Raw genomic sequence first — 15747 nt, forward strand, 5'->3', positions numbered from 1 at the left:
CTGACACGGGGGACTTGATGACATTTCACAGACGACTTGCCGGTGCTTTATTGGGCATGGTTGCCTTGGCGCTCGCTGGATGTGCGGAAACGCCGAATGAACCAAACTATCCTGAAATCACCTTTCAGCATAAGCCGACCCTGAACCTGAATGTGGGTGAAATTCGCTTTGTCAGTGAGTTTAAATCTCCGCTTCGTCCCCCCAATGTGGAACATGAACTACCGGTTGGTATCGAAAGGTCTGTTCGGCGCTGGGTTAATGACCGGCTCAAGGCGGTTGGCGGAAGTGGTGCTTACGCTGTCTTTACCCTCAAAGATGCCAGTGTGGTTGAAACTCCTCTTGAAAAGAAATCGGGTATCAGCGGCTTCTTCACCAATGATCAGTCTGAGAAATATGATTTTCGGGTGGCTGGGGAATTGCAGATTGTCACTATCAATGGGGGCCGGGCACTGGCCATTGCTGAGGCAACCCAATCGACAACTGTTCCCGAAGATGCGACCTTGAATGAGCGGGATCAGGTGTTCTTTCAAAAGACCGAGTTGTTGATGCGGGAATTTGACGTTCAGCTGGAAAAGAACATCCAAGCCTTTCTGGGCGCATATCTAAAATAAATTGCCCTAAATGTGACGGAAAAGAGAGCGACCTGCGTATAACTACCGGGTCACTTTTTTGCGTTGTTGCTATCGATGGCGCACCATATTACGGTTCCGTAACGGATCAGGATGATCAGCTGATAAGAGAGAAGGACGCATGGGTCGATATTTTCGGATGTTCTGGAAAGCCTTGTTGCCAATTGCAATCCTTGCCCTTGGTGTGATCGGCTTTAGTGTTCTTGTGAAAACCAAGCCCGAGATTGCGACCAAGGAACCGGAGGAGCGGAGCTGGAATGTGGCTGTTCAGGCTCTAGAGCCTGCGCAAGTACAATCCAAAATTCGGGTTTATGGAACGGTTATTGCCGAGCGGGATGTGGATTTGCGATCCCTGGTCGGCGGTGAAGTTGTTTCTGTCTCTGAAAGGTTTAAGAACGGTGCCTTCGTGCAGGAAGGTGAGGTTCTGATCGAGGTCGATCCGTTCGATTATGAGCTGGCAGTTCAGGAGGCAAAAGCGAGCCTGCTGGAAGCTCGGGCGAGACTGTCCGAATTGGAAGCGAACCTGAAATCGGACAGGGTGCTCTTTCAGCAGGATCAGGAACTGCTCGATATTGAAAAGAGAAACCTGACCCGCTCATTGGCCTTGAAAGACAGGGGCAATATATCTGATAAAGCTCTGGATGATGTGAAGGCCTCCTTGCAACGCCAGCGCCAGCAAGTGGAAACACGGAGTGCCGGTCTTGAGATTGAACAGGCCCGCATCAATCAGCAAAAAGCTGCAATTGAACGATTGGAACTCTCCCTCAAAAAAGCGGAACGGGATCGCTCGAATACCAGTTTGCTGGCCCCCTTCTCAGGATATCTGCAGGGGGTAAGCGTTGAGCTCGGTAAGAAAATTGATGCCAAGGATCAGGTTGCAACTCTGATCGATGCGCAAAATCTAGAGGTTCAATTTCAATTGTCCAATGACCAATATGGCTCCCTCCTCTCCACGGGAGAGGCATTGCAAGGACGAAGCATTGACGTGATCTGGCAGGTAGGGCGTCAGAAACTCACTTTTACAGGGAAAATCATGCGGTTTGGTTCGGAAATTCAGGCCGCAACCGGCGGTATCGAGATTTATGCTGAACTCGCACCTTCTCAAAATCTCAATCTGATCCGGTCCGGTGCCTTTGTTGAGGTTCATATGCAAGGCCCAAAATATGAAAAGGCAGTTCGTATTCCGGATTATGCGCTTTTCGATAAGGACAAGGTTTATCTGGTTGTTGACGGTCGCTTGCGTCCCGTTAAGGTTCAAATCCTTCAGGTTGAGGGTACGGATCTCATCGTTTCCGGTGAGTTTAGTCCCGATGATCAGCTACTGGTCACCCGTTTTGCAGAAGCCGGCCCCGGCATCAAGGTTGAGGTCCGCTGATGGATTTACCGCGTCTCGTCTCCCTCTTTGCCCGGCACCGGAACGCCGCAAACCTTCTGATGATGATCATGATTGTCGTGGGGGCGTTCTCTCTCGCCCGGTTAAACACCCAGTTCTTTCCGGATTTTGGAACAGAGGTAGTCACTGCCTCCATTGTTTGGCCAGGGGCAAGCGCAGAAGATGTGGATGCCAATATTACCACAGCAATTTTGCCGGAGGTCCGGTTCCTGAATGGCGTAAAAGAAGTCCGGTCTTTCTCTGTTGAGGGAAGCAGCACCGTTGTTGTGGAGTTTGAGCCCGGAACGGACATGCAGCGGGCCCTGTCTGATGTAGAGCAGGCCGTCGCCCAAATCACCACATTCCCGGATACAATTGAGACCCCGATCACCAAGCGGATTGAGATTTTTGACCCCATTTCCCGGATTTCTGTCTCTGGTCCTTTCTCTGAGGCAACCCTCAAATCCATCGCAAAAACCGTTCGCGACGATCTGCTGGAGCGCGGGGTCGACAAGGTCACCCTTTTTGGGGCGCGGGATGAGGAATTATGGGTCGAGGTTTCGGAAGAACAGCTGCAGCGCTATGACCTGACATTGACTGAGGTGGCCCGGATTATCGCTGATAACTCGCGTGATGTGCCGCTTGGAACGCTTGGCGGAACCTATGAGCGTCAGCTCCGCTCGCTGGAGCAGAAAACAACAGCCAGCGAGCTTTCCAATCTGGAAGTCCGCGCCCTCGTCAATGGTCAAAAGGTTTACTTGAAGGATATCGCCAAGCTGCAGGATGGCTTTGATGAGCGGGGTAAAGTTGGGTTCAAGGACGGCAATCTTGGAATTGAGCTTTATGTACAGCGGTCCCAATCCACAGACGCGCTGGAGGCGGCGGAGATCGTCTCTACATATGTGGATCAGGAAAAACATCGCTGGCCGGAAGGATTGGAGATCCAGCAGTTTGATGTGCAGGCCAGCCTGATTGAGGATCGCATCCGTTTGCTTCTGACCAACGGGGGTAGTGGTCTGATCCTTGTTCTTGTGATTTTATTCCTGTTTTTGAACATTCGGGTTGCCATCTGGGTTGCGGCTGGGGTTCCCGTTGCGATTTTGGCCACAATGGGCGTGATGCTGTTCAGCGGTCAGTCCATCAACATGATCAGCTTGTTCGCAATTATTATGAGCCTTGGTATCATTGTGGATGATGCCATTGTGGTTGGTGAGCACAGCAGTCATTTGAGGAGCAAGGGCCTCTCCCCGCAAGAAGCCGCGGAAAAAGGCGCGCTGCGTATGTTGGCCCCGGTTATGGCGTCCAGCCTGACAACGATTGCGGCGTTTCTGCCGATTTTCATGATCCAGGATATTATCGGGCAAATCATCGTCGCCATTCCTTTTGTTGTTGTGGCTGTTTTGATCGCCAGCCTGATCGAGTGCTTTCTGGTTCTGCCGGGGCATATGCGCTTCGCCCTGAAATCCAGAGGACAGGACAGCCGCTTTCGGCAGAAGTTCGATGCGTATTTTCATAATTTTCAAACCCATCTGTTCCGCCGTTGGGTTGAAGGCGCCATCTCTCATCGCTATGCAACGCTTGCAATAACGGTGGCCGTTCTGATTTTTGCTTTTGGATTGATCGCCGGGGGGCGTGTTGGCTTTACCTTCTTCCCCGCGCCGGAAGCAGATGTGGTCAATGCCAATGTGGTTTTCTCTCCGGGGGTTGAGCGGGAGCAAACAGCCGCCATGCTCGCGGAGTTGCAACGCTCCCTCGATCAGGTGGAGAAAGATCTGTCGCCGGATCAGAAACTGATTAAGTCGACCTTTGGCAAGCTTGGGGTGAGTGTCGGTGATCAGTTCTCAGCCGTCTCCGGGGATCACCGTGCTGGTATGCAGGTGGAACTCATCTCCGCCGATCAGCGAACCGTCCGGACCAAGGAGTTTATTGAAGCCTGGAAAGCAGAGATCCGTCCCATGGCCGGTTTGATCCGGGTGGCCATCTCCGAAAGAATGGGCGGGCCGCCCGGCAAAGAGTTGGATGTTCGTCTGAAAGGGTCCGAGATTGAACGCCTGAAGGCCGCCGCAGAAGAGCTGAAAGTCATGCTTGGAAAGTTCCCGGGTGTCTCTGCGATTGAGGATGATCTACCGCTTGGTAAACAGGAGCTGATCCTGTCCATCACGCCAAAGGGTCGGGCGTTGGGATTTACCACCGATAATGTGTCCGATCAGGTCAGGGGCGCTTTTGAGGGTGTCATTGCCCGCAAATTTGCCCGCGGTGATGAAGAGGTTACGATCCGGGTTCAGTATCCCAGGGACTCTGTTTCAGCCTCCGCCCTGCAAGGCTTTTACCTACAGAACGCAGAAGGCAGAGAAGTTCCTTTAAGTGAGGTTGTCTCGTTCTCCACTGAGCAGGGCTTTGCCCGGATCAAGCGTGAAGATGGTGTGCGGGAAGTTTCCGTCACGGCTGAGATTGATGAAACGGTGACAAGTGCGGATGAAGTGCTTGGCCGCCTGCCCGCCGAAGGGCTTGAGCAATTGGCAATTTCTAACGGGCTGACTTATCGCTTTGCAGGCAAGGCGGAGGAGCAGGCGGACACCCTTGCAGACATGAAGCTTGGTGCAATGATCGGACTTGTGTCTATCTACCTGATCCTTGCCTGGGTTTTTGCCTCCTACACCCGGCCAATTGTGGTTATGTCCATCATTCCGTTCGGTATCGTGGGTGCCATAATGGGGCATTATCTGATGGGCTTTAACCTCACCATTCTGTCCCTGATCGCGCTATTGGGCTTGGCCGGAATTCTGGTCAATAACTCTATCATTCTGGTCAGTGTGGTGGATGAGCGCTTCGCAAATGGAGAAGGGATCCGCGAGGCAATTATTGGCGGCACATGTGACCGCCTGCGGGCCGTGCTACTCACTTCTTTGACAACAATTGGTGGGCTATCACCGCTTTTGTTCGAAACCAGTCTTCAGGCCCAGTTCCTGATCCCGATGGCCATCACACTGGTCTTCGGTTTGATGGTCGCCACGTTCCTTGTGCTGTTTTTGGTGCCAGCACTTCTGATGGTCCAGGATGATTTTGGCCGCGTGTTCCGGCGGGGTCAAAAATCTCTGACCCCGTCCTGACGTTTGATCGGAAACTAACGGCCGAGGAAGGCCAGCAGTTCTTTTCGGGTAATGTCTGATTTTCGGAACATTCCAAGCATGCTGCTGGTGATCATAGTCACGCCGTCTTTATGCACACCGCGGGTGGTCATGCATTGATGGGCACTTTCGATGATCACGGCAACACCTTTGGGCTGCAATGCCTTGTCGATGGTATCCGCGATCTGTTGGGTTAGTTTTTCCTGGATCTGCAGGCGTTTTGCAAAGGCTTCCACGACACGTGCCAATTTCGATATTCCAACCACCCGGTTATCCGGCATATAGGCAACATGGGCGACACCGATGATGGGTACCATGTGGTGTTCGCAATAGCTTTCAAGACGGATGTCTTTGAGGATGATCATCTCATCATAGCCTTCGACTTCCTCAAAAGTCCGCTCCAGATATTCTTCCGGATTTTCTTCATAACCAGCAAAGAACTCGAGATAGGAACGGGCGACGCGATCTGGTGTTCCCAGCAGGCCTTCACGTGAGGGGTCGTCGCCGGCCCAGCGGATCAAAGTCCGGACAGCTTCCTCGGCTTGCTCCTTGGTCGGTTTAGTATTTTCAGTCATGGGAAATCCTGATCTTCATGGGGCTAGATGATAATTAATCGGGTTAGTTTAATGGCGCACCTTCGTGCGGACTGTCCAGAGAAAACGCCGGAATCTCAGCAATTATCCACCCGCCGGTTTCCAGCTCCAAATCGTAGGAGCCAACCATGATCCCTGACGGGGTGGAAAGAGGTGTTCCGCTTGTATATTCAAAGGATCTGCCCGGCTCAAGGCGCGGTTGCTCTCCAACGACACCTTCGCCGCGCACGGTCTCTGTGTGACCGTTGGCGTCGGTTATTTGCCAGCTACGTTGCCGGAGTGTCATTGTTTGATCTGAATGATTGATGATCCGGATATGATAGGACCAGATATAGAGGCTGTTTTCCGGCTCGGAACGATTGGCCAAAAAGGTGGGGACCACGTTGATCTCCACGCCCTTTGTCGTTTTTTTATAGGCATTGTCCCAATTCATTCTGCCCGGCCCTGTCGTCCTCTTAAACGATCCTCTGCCGACAAAGACTAGAGGCTAATGCCTATCGGCTCAACTCTTACTTATACGTAGGACGGGCCAATTGGATCTGAATTAGTATTTAAAGATCTCTACCCGCCGATTGACCTTGTTCTCTTCGATCAGGTTGGCTTTCTGATAAGACGGGCGCAACCGCTCTTTACCCCAGACCTGAAAGCGCAGTTTATTCTTGGGGACGCCAAATCTGACTAAGGTCTTACCAGCCGCCTTTGCTCGCCGCTCCGACAAGGCGTAGTTATAGGCATAGCTGCCTGTTTTGTCGGTATGTCCTTGGATCAACAGGTAATTTCCTGGATCAGCTTTCCAATCCCGGGCAATTCGTTTCAAAATGGATTTAGCTTGTGGCTCCAGTTTTGCACTGTCAAAGCGGAACTGGATCTGCCAATTTTCAGGCAGGGTTTTTTCCAGCCCAGTTTTGCAGGCCTTGATGTGATCATGCTGCCAGTTCTCTTCTTTTTGCTCTACCCAGCAATCGTAATATCGCTGTGCCCGGGCTGATTGCAATGGGTTTGAATGTCGTCCATCCGTATTCAGCCAGGCGATCAGGTCAGCTCTTTTATGATGAAGTTCCGTGTTTGCATCCTCTGACAGGCGCCAGTTATCTGGATCTTCCGGCAGGGGTTGCTGACCCTTGGCGGCAGCCAGACCCTTGAGGGCAATATGCTGCTGGTCCGGCCAGTCATACTGGCGGATTTCGGATGCTGAAAACTGCCGGTACTCTTTGGCCAGGGAAGCAGAAAAAGCACCATTGGTTAGTTTCGCTGATTGTAATTCTTCATATTTGCCTGTGTCGCAGGCACTGAGGGCAAGCCCGGTCAGCAGAAGAGCCAAAGGGGCCACATAGGCTCGGTTATAGAATGATTGAGGCATGAACATCTCCTTGATTTAGGAGTGATCATGCCTCTTGAATCCGGCAGCCATGGGGCCGCTTCCTGATCAGTTGAAGGCTCTTTTGTGGCAGAAATCTGCCAGTCTATTCCAAGGCCTCACCCAGATCCGCGATCAAATCATCGACATTTTCAAGGCCGACAGACAGACGAACCAAGCTATTGGTAATACCCAGTTCTGCTTTCAGGTCATCACTGACGCTGGAATGGGTAGTTGTCGTTGGATGGGTGATCAGGCTTTTAGCATCGCCAAGATTATTACTGATATCCACCAAGGATAATTTGTTCAGGAAGGCGAATGTCTCTTCCTGCGAGCCTGCCAGTTCAAAACTTACCAGCGTGCTGCCGCGGCGCATTTGCTTCTTGGCAAGTTCTGCTTGTGGATGGTCATCCCGACCGGGATGGATCACCCGTTTGACTTTGCTGCTTTGGGACAGGAACTCCGCAATCTTTTCTGCGTTATCCGTTTGCTTTTCAACCCGAAGCTCCAATGTCTCCAGACCCTTCACCAGGTTCCAGGCGTTAAACGGGCTGAGGGCAGGGCCTGTATGCTTGGCATAAGGAAACAGGTAGTCTTCAACAAACTCTTCCGATCCAAGGACGATCCCGCCAAGGCAACGACCCTGACCATCGATATGCTTGGTCGCGGAATAGACCACCACATCAGCACCCAGCTCCAGTGGTTTCTGGTAGATGGCCGTGGCAAATACGTTGTCTACAATTACCCGGGCGCCAACCTTGTGAGCCAGCTCGGATACTGCAGCGATATCCACAATTTCCAGCGTTGGGTTTGACGGTGTTTCCAGAAAGACTGCAGATGTGGGTTTGGAGAGGGCCGTTTTCCACTGATCCAGATCCGTTCCATTGACCAGTGTCACCTCGACACCAAAGCGGGGCAAGACTTCCTCAATAATATAAAGGCAGGATCCAAACAGGGCCTTTGGTGCTACAACATGATCGCCCGCTTTGACAAAACTCATCAGGGCAGAATTAACAGCGGCCATCCCGCTCGCCGTTGCCATGGCTGCTTCCGCACCTTCCAGCAGACGCATTCTGTCTTCAAAGACACTGATCGTTGGGTTGGCATAACGGGAATAGATATAGCCCTCGTTTTCGCCTTTAAAACGGCCAGCGGCTTCCTCGGCACTGTCATAGACAAAGCCGGAATTCATGAAAATTGCTTCGGATGTTTCTTTGAATTGGGAGCGTCTTAATCCGCCCCGGACAAGCTGGGTTGCAGTCCTGTTGTCTTGTCCTGCTGCTTTCTTGTCTAATTTAACCATTTCTAACCTCGAGGTTGTAGGACCCCGACCTCAGTCAGGGTTCTCTCGAGCCCCGACCTTTTAGCGTTTCTATTAACGTGGCCGCAAGCCGGTCGGCACAAATCACCACGAGGCTGAAATATACGCCTCGTCTTTTCTCTGTCAAGAGAAGCTGTAACAGCTCAGGAAAGAGAGACAAATAGCATCTGAAGGGCAATATAGATGGCGATGGCAATGAGGCAGAGATTAACTGTGCGATCGGCCGCTTTTCCGATCTCTTTTAATTTTCTGGCAAAGAAGATTCGACCGATAAAAAGAGCAACGAAAGCAAGAAGAAGAATTTTTAAGAGCACAGAAAATCCAGATGTTAGGCGGTCTTGGACATTTTTGATTTAGGCTTTGGCTTCGGCATGAAAACCCGGAAGTCATCCTTGCCATTGGTCTTGGCTTTGTACATTTCTGCATCAGCCAGTTCAACCAAATCCATCCATGTCTCAGCATTTGAGCTTTGCAGTTCGGCAATACCAATGCTTGCAGTGAGCGGTTTACCATCGGGGCGTTTACCCAGACCGCTGGCTCTTAAGCGACGAATCGCACGTGTGGCCCCATCTGCATCTGTATGGGGCAGGATCATCAGGAATTCTTCCCCACCCCAGCGGATGGAAACGTCAGACTCCCGCAAATTGCGCCGGATCAGCTTGGCAGCGGTAGTTAAAACCTTGTCACCGGCTTCATGCCCATAGCGGTCGTTGATAACCTTGAAACTATCGATATCCAGAAAGACCACAGACAGGTGGCTTTGCTGCCGGCTGGCGATCCTGAACTGCACGTCCAGAATTTCTTCACCGCTATTGCGGCTGTAGCAATTGGTCAGGCTATCTACAGATGCCTGTTCTACAAGCGAGACCATGTAACTCATCTGACTGATCGCCGAGAAGGAGGAGAGGGCGCAGGCGCTGCAAAGGGCAATCAATACGCCCAGCCCCGGTTGCGGGTTCAGGTCCGTGGTTGCCAGCGTTACGATTAACAGCTCTGCTGTGAGAAACAGAACCGCCCCCAGAAAGCTTTCCTTGATGTTCAGCGGGAAGAGGGCAAAGCAGGCAGCAATCAAGAAGGGGTAGAGCGCATATCCTGCTGTTGGCAGATCAACAATGGATTGCAGATAGTCTGGCAGCACGATGGGTTGGTAGAGCGCCTGATAAATGACGTTTGTCCCAACAAAGATAAAGAGCGCTCGATAGGCGCTTTGAAGGCTGTCTGAATTTCGGGTGGCAAAGGTGAGGATAAACAGGATCGTAGCTGCGGCCCCTCTAAAACTTGCCAGTTTTATAAAAGTTTCGGGATCGTAATAAATATAGTCGATTAAAATCCCGGTTAGAATAAGGATTGCCGCAACAAAGGAGAGCAGCCGTATACGCGATAAAATAACCAGCGAGCGTCTGCGGGTCAGCAGCGGGGAATGATTAACGGAGGTCAGTAGGCGCCCCATATGCTCCACCGTCAGTTTTTCACCACTGACTCCGGTTAGAAGCTTGAAGATGGACCGCAGCCAAGACATCCGTAATTCCAAACCCGCATTAAAAAGAGATCCCTAGAATGAGCTTTAACAAAAAATTAACCATGTGCGAATCGCTTTGTTCCTTTGTTTGCGCACAATTCGGGTAGGGTGTTGTTTATTTGATTCAGTCAAAAGGATTAGCGCTTTTGGGCAGAAACCGGTTGTGGTAGCGGCTTAATTTCGGCTCTTTTCGCCGGGAATTTGTTCACCATCACAAAATTTGGCAAGATAACCCTCCAATTTTGAAGCATTTATTCCTATGTTAGGAACATGAGTTGGAGTTCCCTTCTCCAATGTAAGAAGGGAAAAGATGGAAAGTTGAGAAGACGAGATGTTTATTCAAACCCAATCAGGTGATTTGCCGAATGAAATGGAATTTTTCCCAGGGCGAGAAGTATTGGGCGAAGGGTCCCTCGAAGTTGCTCGGGATGCTGCTGGTGAAATTTCTCCGCTGGCGGCGCGGATTTATCAGGTCGCGGGCATTGAATCCGTAACCCTGCTTCCAGATAGCCTATTACTGGCTAGAACTGACGATCGGGAATGGGATGAACTTCGAACAGAAGTATTTTCGGCGATCATGGCGCATTTTCAATCTGGCGATCCTGTCCAGCTGTCGCAGGAGACAGAAGAAGGTGACGATTTCACCTCCGAAATTATCGATCAGGTGAAGGATCTTTTGGAAACACGGATTGTACCGGCAGTGACCCAATCTGGCGGCGACGTCGCTTTTCACAGCTACAAGGATGGTAACCTGTACCTGAAAATGCAGGGTTCAGCCTTTTCAATGCTGACCGGGATTACCAACATGCTGCGTCACTATGTTCCTGAGATTAAAGCCGTTCTGGATCATCGGGAAGCGTTGCCACGTCCCGGCCTGCAAAGCGAGGAAGGGGTTGCGATCCGGGATCTCCTGCAGGAGCGGATCAATCCTTCAATTGCTGCGCATGGGGGACATATCACCCTTGTTGATGTGCAGGAAGAAAAGGCCTTCGTCCGTCTGGAAGGCGGTTGCCAAGGCTGCGGGATGGCGGATGTGACATTGAAGCAGGGTGTTGCCAAGGAAATCATGACCATGGTTCCCAAGATCAAGGAAGTCCTTGATGTCACCGATCATGCCGGCGGCACGAACCCCTACTATCAGCCAGCCTAATTCAGTTTACTGCTCTGCAAGTCGGTAGATAGAGATCTTGGTGCCCCGGCCCTTGACATTAAATTCGCCGACTGGTTCGACGTTGATCTGGTCCTGAACCTCGCTGGCGATCTTGTCTGACAGGAGGATCAGGACATCTTCGTCCTTGTCATCGTTCAAGGTCTTGCCAAGCTGTTCAATCCGCTGTGCGACATTTACGGTGTCTCCAACGACCGTATAGTTCAGCCGTCCCGGCGCCCCGATATTACCGACAACCAGTCGCCCGGTATGAATGCCGATCCGCATTTGGATTGGCGGCTTGCCTGCCTTCACACGCCGCTGGTTTTCAGCCCGAATGGCGGTTCGAATGCAGATTGCAGTGCGGCAGGCTTTCAGCGGGTGATCAATCTGATAATCCGGGGCACCCCAAAAGGCCATTACAGCATCCCCGATATATTTATCTAGCGTGCCGTCTTCCTGCTCAATGCAATTGGCCAAAATCTCAAAATGCTCGTTCAGTAGATTTGCCACTTCTTCGGAGGACATGTTTTCAGCCATCGGTGTAAAATTCACGATATCTGTGAACATCACTGAAACGGATCGGGTTTCCGAATGGGCGTCGCCCGAGCTCATCAGTTTTTTGACAAGGCTTTTGGGGACATAGTTTTCAAACCAGGTCAGCCCGCGCAGCATGGTGTTATAGGCGGTTGCCGCGTCATCCAGCTCGCGCAGGCGACTGCTCGGCAGGTTTCCTACCTTCTGAAAATCCAGGTTGGAGATTTGCTGGGACGCGCGGGACAGGGACTTAATAGGCCGGGCAATTTTCCGGCCTATGAAGAAGGCGAGAATAACGCTCAGGATAAGGATCATCAAACCGGTCAGTCCTGCAGATGCCAGCCGTGAAATCTGTTTGACGGCATCTTCAAACGGGAGCTGATAGCCAATGATCAGGGGTAAATCCGTGTAGCCTTCAAGCGTGGTATAAATAAACTGGTAGCGTTGGTCCCCCACATCCGTGAAGTGCCCGTCGAAATCTTCTCCGCCCTTGAACAGACGAAACGGGGTTCGCGGCGCCGTCCAGATAGAGGACAGCACAGGGTCGTCAATTTCACTGAGTTTCGGGGTTACCTCCCCAATGGTGATACCCGTAGCTTCCATCTGAAAGCCTTCCTGGGACAGCAGATGATCTTTGCCATAAAGGACAAATCGTCTGGCGTCCGGGCCCATCTCACTGGATTTAACCGCATTGCTGACCAGGGTAGTCGGGATTGTGATCAAAACAATTCCCAGAAACTTACCGTTTTTGTTGACCGGCTGGCGGAAGGTCATGATGGTTGTTTTGATGTCCGGGATATAGGCCAGGGGTGCCCAGGATCCAAACTTGTCGCTCTTTAGTCTTTCCAGTTCGCGAACACTGAGAAGGTCATTCTTGATGGAGGCTCGCGTGACTTTGGTTGTTTGATGGTCCGCCACGATCAGGCGATAGTCCGTATAAATAAACCCAAGCTGGGCTACGCCATTGGCACCGACCAGACTCGTTTTGAGGGCGCGAACGAAAGCGTCTTCATCTTCGGGGTCAATTTCATTTTCATAAATCAGTTTCGCAATATCTGCAGCCCGGTTCTCCATCGGATCCAGCAATCCGGTGATATTCTGGCGAATGGCAGCGAGCTGATTTGTGGAATTGCTGATCAGGAGTTCACGGGTATTGGTGAGCCCGGAATACAGGCTGATCAGCATAACCGCAACAACGGCAACAAAAACAAGAGACCCAAAGCTCAGCGCCAGAACGAGTCCAATGGACGCGCGGCGATTTATTAATTTTCTACCCACAGACCTGCCGTTTCCTCACAAATTAGGCGCCCGTAAAATACGCTAAATTTAAGTTGTGGCTATGAAAAACTTTTCTGCTTGTGAGCTATATCATGATTACTTCAGATTTTCATGATTAGACAGAATTAAATTTTGACTTTACAACTACCGGCATGAACAGTTTGGTGATCTTCGAAGTTGTATTGGGTTTGAGTTCTCTGTTGGCGCTTTTTCTAGCCCGCCGGACTTACTTTCCCATGAATTTAACTTGGGCATTTGGAATTCTGGCGATTGGAGTTGCCGCCTTCCTGGGGGCAGGTGTCTATGCTGGGATCAATGGACTTGCCGCTTATCATAAACTGTTTTCTGCCTTCGCCGGGTCCATCGGATTGGTCAGTTTCGCGGTTGCCGCGGTTGGGGGTATTTTTGCACCCCAGTTTCATAAAGCGGGCTGGTGGGTTGTCTTGATCCTGGTCGTGCTGCTGACGGGAGTTCTTCTGACTGATAGTTGGCGGATCAGCCAGGAGGTACAGTACGGAGTGGTCGGTGTTCTTGGCCTAAGCGCGCTTTACCAGCTTTTTGTCTATCCAAAATCGGGCATTTTTCTGTTTCTGGGTGTTATCTTTCTGGTGGGCGCAGGCCTTGGCAGCGATTGGCTGGCAACGCTTCTCAAGTTTGATAGCCTCAATATTTATCACGCTTTACTATCGGTTGCAGTGCTGTCCTTTGGCGCCTTTGCGGCAAGAGAATAAAATCCGTTGAAATCTCTTGCATTGCCGCAGCGTTATCCTTACAAGTCACCAAAACTCATAATAATAAATTAATCTATTTGTGGTGGACTTGCGTGCGCTGGTTCGAGGACTGAATTTTTGTGATTATGAGCATTAGATATGACTGATGTAAATGCGGCGGCAGCCAATGAAAAAGAATTATTTGCGGTATTCGGTGGCAAGGTTACCGATACGCGTGGGCGGGAATTTGTGAACCCGAAAGACATTGATATGAGAGGGTTCTTTACGAGTCATGCTGAGGCAGTCAGTGCCTGGCGGGCCGCTAGTCAGATGAACGTGGATGATGCTTTCACCAAATATGTGATTGTTCGTCTTTGGTAACCTCTTTTTGCCGAATGGTGAAAATCTCCGAAAAGAAGGTTGCACATAGCTGCCGCAGGATTAGGATGCTGCAATTCTATTTTTGAGAGGTAGGTTAGTCTTGCGTAATTTCTTCTATCCCGGTCGATCCGTCACTTATGGCCTTAATGGTGCTATTGCGACTTCCAGTGCTCACGCCTCTCAGGTGGGGCTTGGAATCCTGAAAGGCGGCGGCAATGCGATGGATGCGGCTATTGCCGCTTGTGCGGTTCAATGTGTCGTTGATCCAATGCAAACCGGTATTGGCGGTGACTGCTTTGCCTTGATCGCACCGAAAGGCTCTTCCCAGATTGAAGGTCTCAATGGGTCCGGTCGGGCACCTTCTGCCCTCACTGCGGATCTGCTGCTGGATCAGGGAATTTCTGAAATTGAACTGACCAGTCCCCATGCCGTTACGGTCCCGGGTGCCATTGATGCCTGGGTGACCTTGCATGCCAAATATGGCTCTATGGATTTTGCCGATATTCTGGCCCCTGCGATTGAGGCAGCGGAAAATGGCTTTGCCGTTACCCAGCGGACCTCCATGGACTGGAAACTCACAGAAGAAAAACTCAGCAACAATGCGGCTGCGGCCAGTCTATTCCTGAAAAATGGCAAGGCCCCTGGTGCGGGAACTGTCTGGAAGCTGCCAAAACTGGCCCAAACACTCAAAGCGATTGCCAAGCAGGGCCGCGCGGCATTTTATGAAGGTGAATTGGCTGAGAAGATGGTGGCCACGCTGAATGCAGCCGGGGCAACCCATCAGCTTGAAGATTTCGGCAATTGCGAGGCTGACTTTGTTGATCTGATCAACACAGACTTCCATGGTCACGATGTTCATCAGATCCCGCCAAACGGCCAGGGCATTACAGCGCTGATCATGCTGAACATCCTGAAGGGCTTCGATGTTGCGGGACTGGATCCGGTCGGCGCGAAGCGTCTTCACCTGCAGGCAGAAGCTGCCCGTCTTGCCTATCTTGCCCGCGATATTTACGTGGCGGACATGGGTCAGGCGGATGTGCCCGTTGATATGCTTCTCTCCAAAGAATTTGCTGATCACCTCAGAAGCCATATTGAAGTTGGCAAAGCGGGCGATCCGGCCGGTGCAGGTGCTTTCGATAAACACAAAGATACGGTTTACCTCTCTGTAGTTGATAAGGATGGCACGGCCGTTTCCTTCATCAATTCCCTGTTCCATCCGTTCGGCTCTGGCATTGCCTGCCCGGATACGGGTGTGATCTTCCAGAACCGCGGGGCTGGCTTTGTGGTTGAGAAAGGTCACCGGAATTGCGTTGCGCCGAACAAGCGCCCAATGCACACAATTATTCCAGGTATGGTGACCAAAGGCGATAAAGCCACTCATTGCTATGGCGTTATGGGCGGTGGTTATCAGCCTGTTGGACATGCGCATGTTCTCTCCAACATCATGGATTATGGCATGGATGTTCAGGAAGCGATCGAATGTCCTCGTGCCTTTTATAATGCAGGCGTGCTGGAGCTGGAAGAAACCATCGCACCAGAGGTTCAGCAGGAACTGGCGGATATGGGCTACACCATCAAAGCGCCTGAAATGCCGCATGGCGGTGGTCAGATGATTATGATCGACCATGAAAATGGCGTACTGGCAGCAGGAACCGAGTCCCGGAAAGACGGACACGCTCTCGCCTATTAATCTGCTCAACAGATACGAATTTTAAAAAAAAGCGGCTCAATCGGGTCGCTTTTTTTGTGCCATGTCACTTTGGAGATCCCTGTCT

General features: G+C 51.3%; 13 protein-coding genes and 1 riboswitch. Of the genes, 7 read left to right on the top strand and 6 right to left on the bottom strand.

Annotated elements, in window-relative coordinates:
- Window positions 1-17: 17 nt before the first annotated feature.
- The 3 genes from HH301_RS04710 to HH301_RS04720 all read left to right on the top strand — a co-directional run bounded on the left by HH301_RS04710 (window position 18) and on the right by HH301_RS04720 (window position 5111).
- A complete protein-coding gene (locus HH301_RS04710) occupies window positions 18-611 on the top strand; it encodes a hypothetical protein (RefSeq protein ID WP_169567124.1) in 594 nt (197 codons plus the stop codon).
- A gap of 139 nt (window positions 612-750) precedes the next feature.
- Entirely contained in the window at window positions 751-2004 is a 1254-nt protein-coding gene (locus HH301_RS04715) for an efflux RND transporter periplasmic adaptor subunit (protein WP_169567126.1), read from the top strand.
- Window positions 2004-5111 (top strand): efflux RND transporter permease subunit, encoded by a 3108-nt coding sequence (locus tag HH301_RS04720; RefSeq protein ID WP_169567127.1) that lies wholly within the window; start codon window positions 2004-2006, stop codon window positions 5109-5111. The genes HH301_RS04715 and HH301_RS04720 overlap by 1 nt, the downstream gene beginning before the upstream one ends.
- 14 nt (window positions 5112-5125) lie before the next feature.
- Here HH301_RS04720 and folE read toward each other — a convergent pair whose 3' ends face one another.
- The 5 genes from folE to HH301_RS04745 all read right to left on the bottom strand — a co-directional run bounded on the left by folE (window position 5126) and on the right by HH301_RS04745 (window position 9919).
- Window positions 5126-5704 carry a GTP cyclohydrolase I FolE gene (gene folE / locus HH301_RS04725; protein WP_169567129.1) on the bottom strand — a complete coding sequence of 193 codons (579 nt, stop codon included), beginning with the start codon at window positions 5702-5704 and terminating at the stop codon, window positions 5126-5128.
- A gap of 43 nt (window positions 5705-5747) precedes the next feature.
- Complete coding sequence (apaG, locus tag HH301_RS04730) at window positions 5748-6155, bottom strand: Co2+/Mg2+ efflux protein ApaG (RefSeq protein ID WP_169567132.1); 408 nt, start codon at window positions 6153-6155, stop codon at window positions 5748-5750.
- Window positions 6156-6266: 111 nt separating this feature from the next.
- A complete protein-coding gene (locus tag HH301_RS04735; RefSeq protein ID WP_169567134.1) occupies window positions 6267-7082 on the bottom strand; it encodes an OmpA family protein in 816 nt (271 codons plus the stop codon).
- Between the two features lie 103 nt (window positions 7083-7185).
- Window positions 7186-8382, bottom strand: coding sequence for an O-succinylhomoserine sulfhydrylase (gene metZ, locus HH301_RS04740; protein WP_169567136.1), 1197 nt, complete (start codon window positions 8380-8382; stop codon window positions 7186-7188).
- Between the two features lie 40 nt (window positions 8383-8422).
- Window positions 8423-8501: riboswitch (SAM riboswitch) on the bottom strand.
- 227 nt (window positions 8502-8728) lie between these two features.
- Window positions 8729-9919: a GGDEF domain-containing protein gene (locus HH301_RS04745; RefSeq protein ID WP_169567138.1), complete on the bottom strand. Its 1191-nt coding sequence runs from the start codon at window positions 9917-9919 to the stop codon at window positions 8729-8731.
- A 331-nt stretch (window positions 9920-10250) separates the two neighbouring features.
- On the opposite strand from HH301_RS04745, the gene HH301_RS04750 reads away from it, so the two are divergent.
- On the top strand, window positions 10251-11069 hold the full coding sequence (locus HH301_RS04750) for a NifU family protein (RefSeq protein ID WP_169567140.1): 819 nt from the start codon (window positions 10251-10253) through the stop codon (window positions 11067-11069).
- A gap of 6 nt (window positions 11070-11075) precedes the next feature.
- Here the strand turns inward: HH301_RS04750 and HH301_RS17850 are convergent, their stop codons facing one another.
- A complete protein-coding gene (locus HH301_RS17850) occupies window positions 11076-12881 on the bottom strand; it encodes an adenylate/guanylate cyclase domain-containing protein (RefSeq protein ID WP_169567142.1) in 1806 nt (601 codons plus the stop codon).
- Window positions 12882-13117: 236 nt separating this feature from the next.
- Between HH301_RS17850 and HH301_RS04760 the strand changes: the two genes are divergently transcribed.
- The 3 genes from HH301_RS04760 to ggt all read left to right on the top strand — a co-directional run bounded on the left by HH301_RS04760 (window position 13118) and on the right by ggt (window position 15662).
- The gene (locus tag HH301_RS04760) at window positions 13118-13612 is read left to right on the top strand and encodes a hypothetical protein (RefSeq protein WP_169567144.1); all 495 of its coding nucleotides are present in this window, start codon (window positions 13118-13120) and stop codon (window positions 13610-13612) included.
- A gap of 138 nt (window positions 13613-13750) precedes the next feature.
- Window positions 13751-13972: a DUF4170 domain-containing protein gene (locus tag HH301_RS04765; protein ID WP_169567146.1), complete on the top strand. Its 222-nt coding sequence runs from the start codon at window positions 13751-13753 to the stop codon at window positions 13970-13972.
- 100 nt (window positions 13973-14072) lie between these two features.
- Complete coding sequence (gene ggt / locus HH301_RS04770; protein WP_169567148.1) at window positions 14073-15662, top strand: gamma-glutamyltransferase; 1590 nt, start codon at window positions 14073-14075, stop codon at window positions 15660-15662.
- Window positions 15663-15747 lie beyond the last annotated feature (85 nt).

It is taken from the genome of Sneathiella limimaris (assembly GCF_012932565.1).
GTDB lineage: Bacteria > Pseudomonadota > Alphaproteobacteria > Sneathiellales > Sneathiellaceae > Sneathiella > Sneathiella limimaris.

Bases quoted from the DNA above. Each gene is read 5' to 3' on its own strand.
- HH301_RS04710 (WP_169567124.1), top strand. From the start codon at position 18: ATGACATTTCACAGACGACTTGCCGGTGCTTTATTGGGCATGGTTGCC.
- HH301_RS04715 (WP_169567126.1), top strand. From the start codon at position 751: ATGGGTCGATATTTTCGGATGTTCTGGAAAGCCTTGTTGCCAATTGCA.
- HH301_RS04720 (WP_169567127.1), top strand. From the start codon at position 2,004: ATGGATTTACCGCGTCTCGTCTCCCTCTTTGCCCGGCACCGGAACGCC.
- folE (WP_169567129.1), bottom strand. From the start codon at position 5,704: ATGACTGAAAATACTAAACCGACCAAGGAGCAAGCCGAGGAAGCTGTC.
- apaG (WP_169567132.1), bottom strand. From the start codon at position 6,155: ATGAATTGGGACAATGCCTATAAAAAAACGACAAAGGGCGTGGAGATC.
- HH301_RS04735 (WP_169567134.1), bottom strand. From the start codon at position 7,082: ATGCCTCAATCATTCTATAACCGAGCCTATGTGGCCCCTTTGGCTCTT.
- metZ (WP_169567136.1), bottom strand. From the start codon at position 8,382: ATGGTTAAATTAGACAAGAAAGCAGCAGGACAAGACAACAGGACTGCA.
- HH301_RS04745 (WP_169567138.1), bottom strand. From the start codon at position 9,919: ATGTCTTGGCTGCGGTCCATCTTCAAGCTTCTAACCGGAGTCAGTGGT.
- HH301_RS04750 (WP_169567140.1), top strand. From the start codon at position 10,251: ATGTTTATTCAAACCCAATCAGGTGATTTGCCGAATGAAATGGAATTT.
- HH301_RS04760 (WP_169567144.1), top strand. From the start codon at position 13,118: ATGAATTTAACTTGGGCATTTGGAATTCTGGCGATTGGAGTTGCCGCC.
- HH301_RS04765 (WP_169567146.1), top strand. From the start codon at position 13,751: ATGACTGATGTAAATGCGGCGGCAGCCAATGAAAAAGAATTATTTGCG.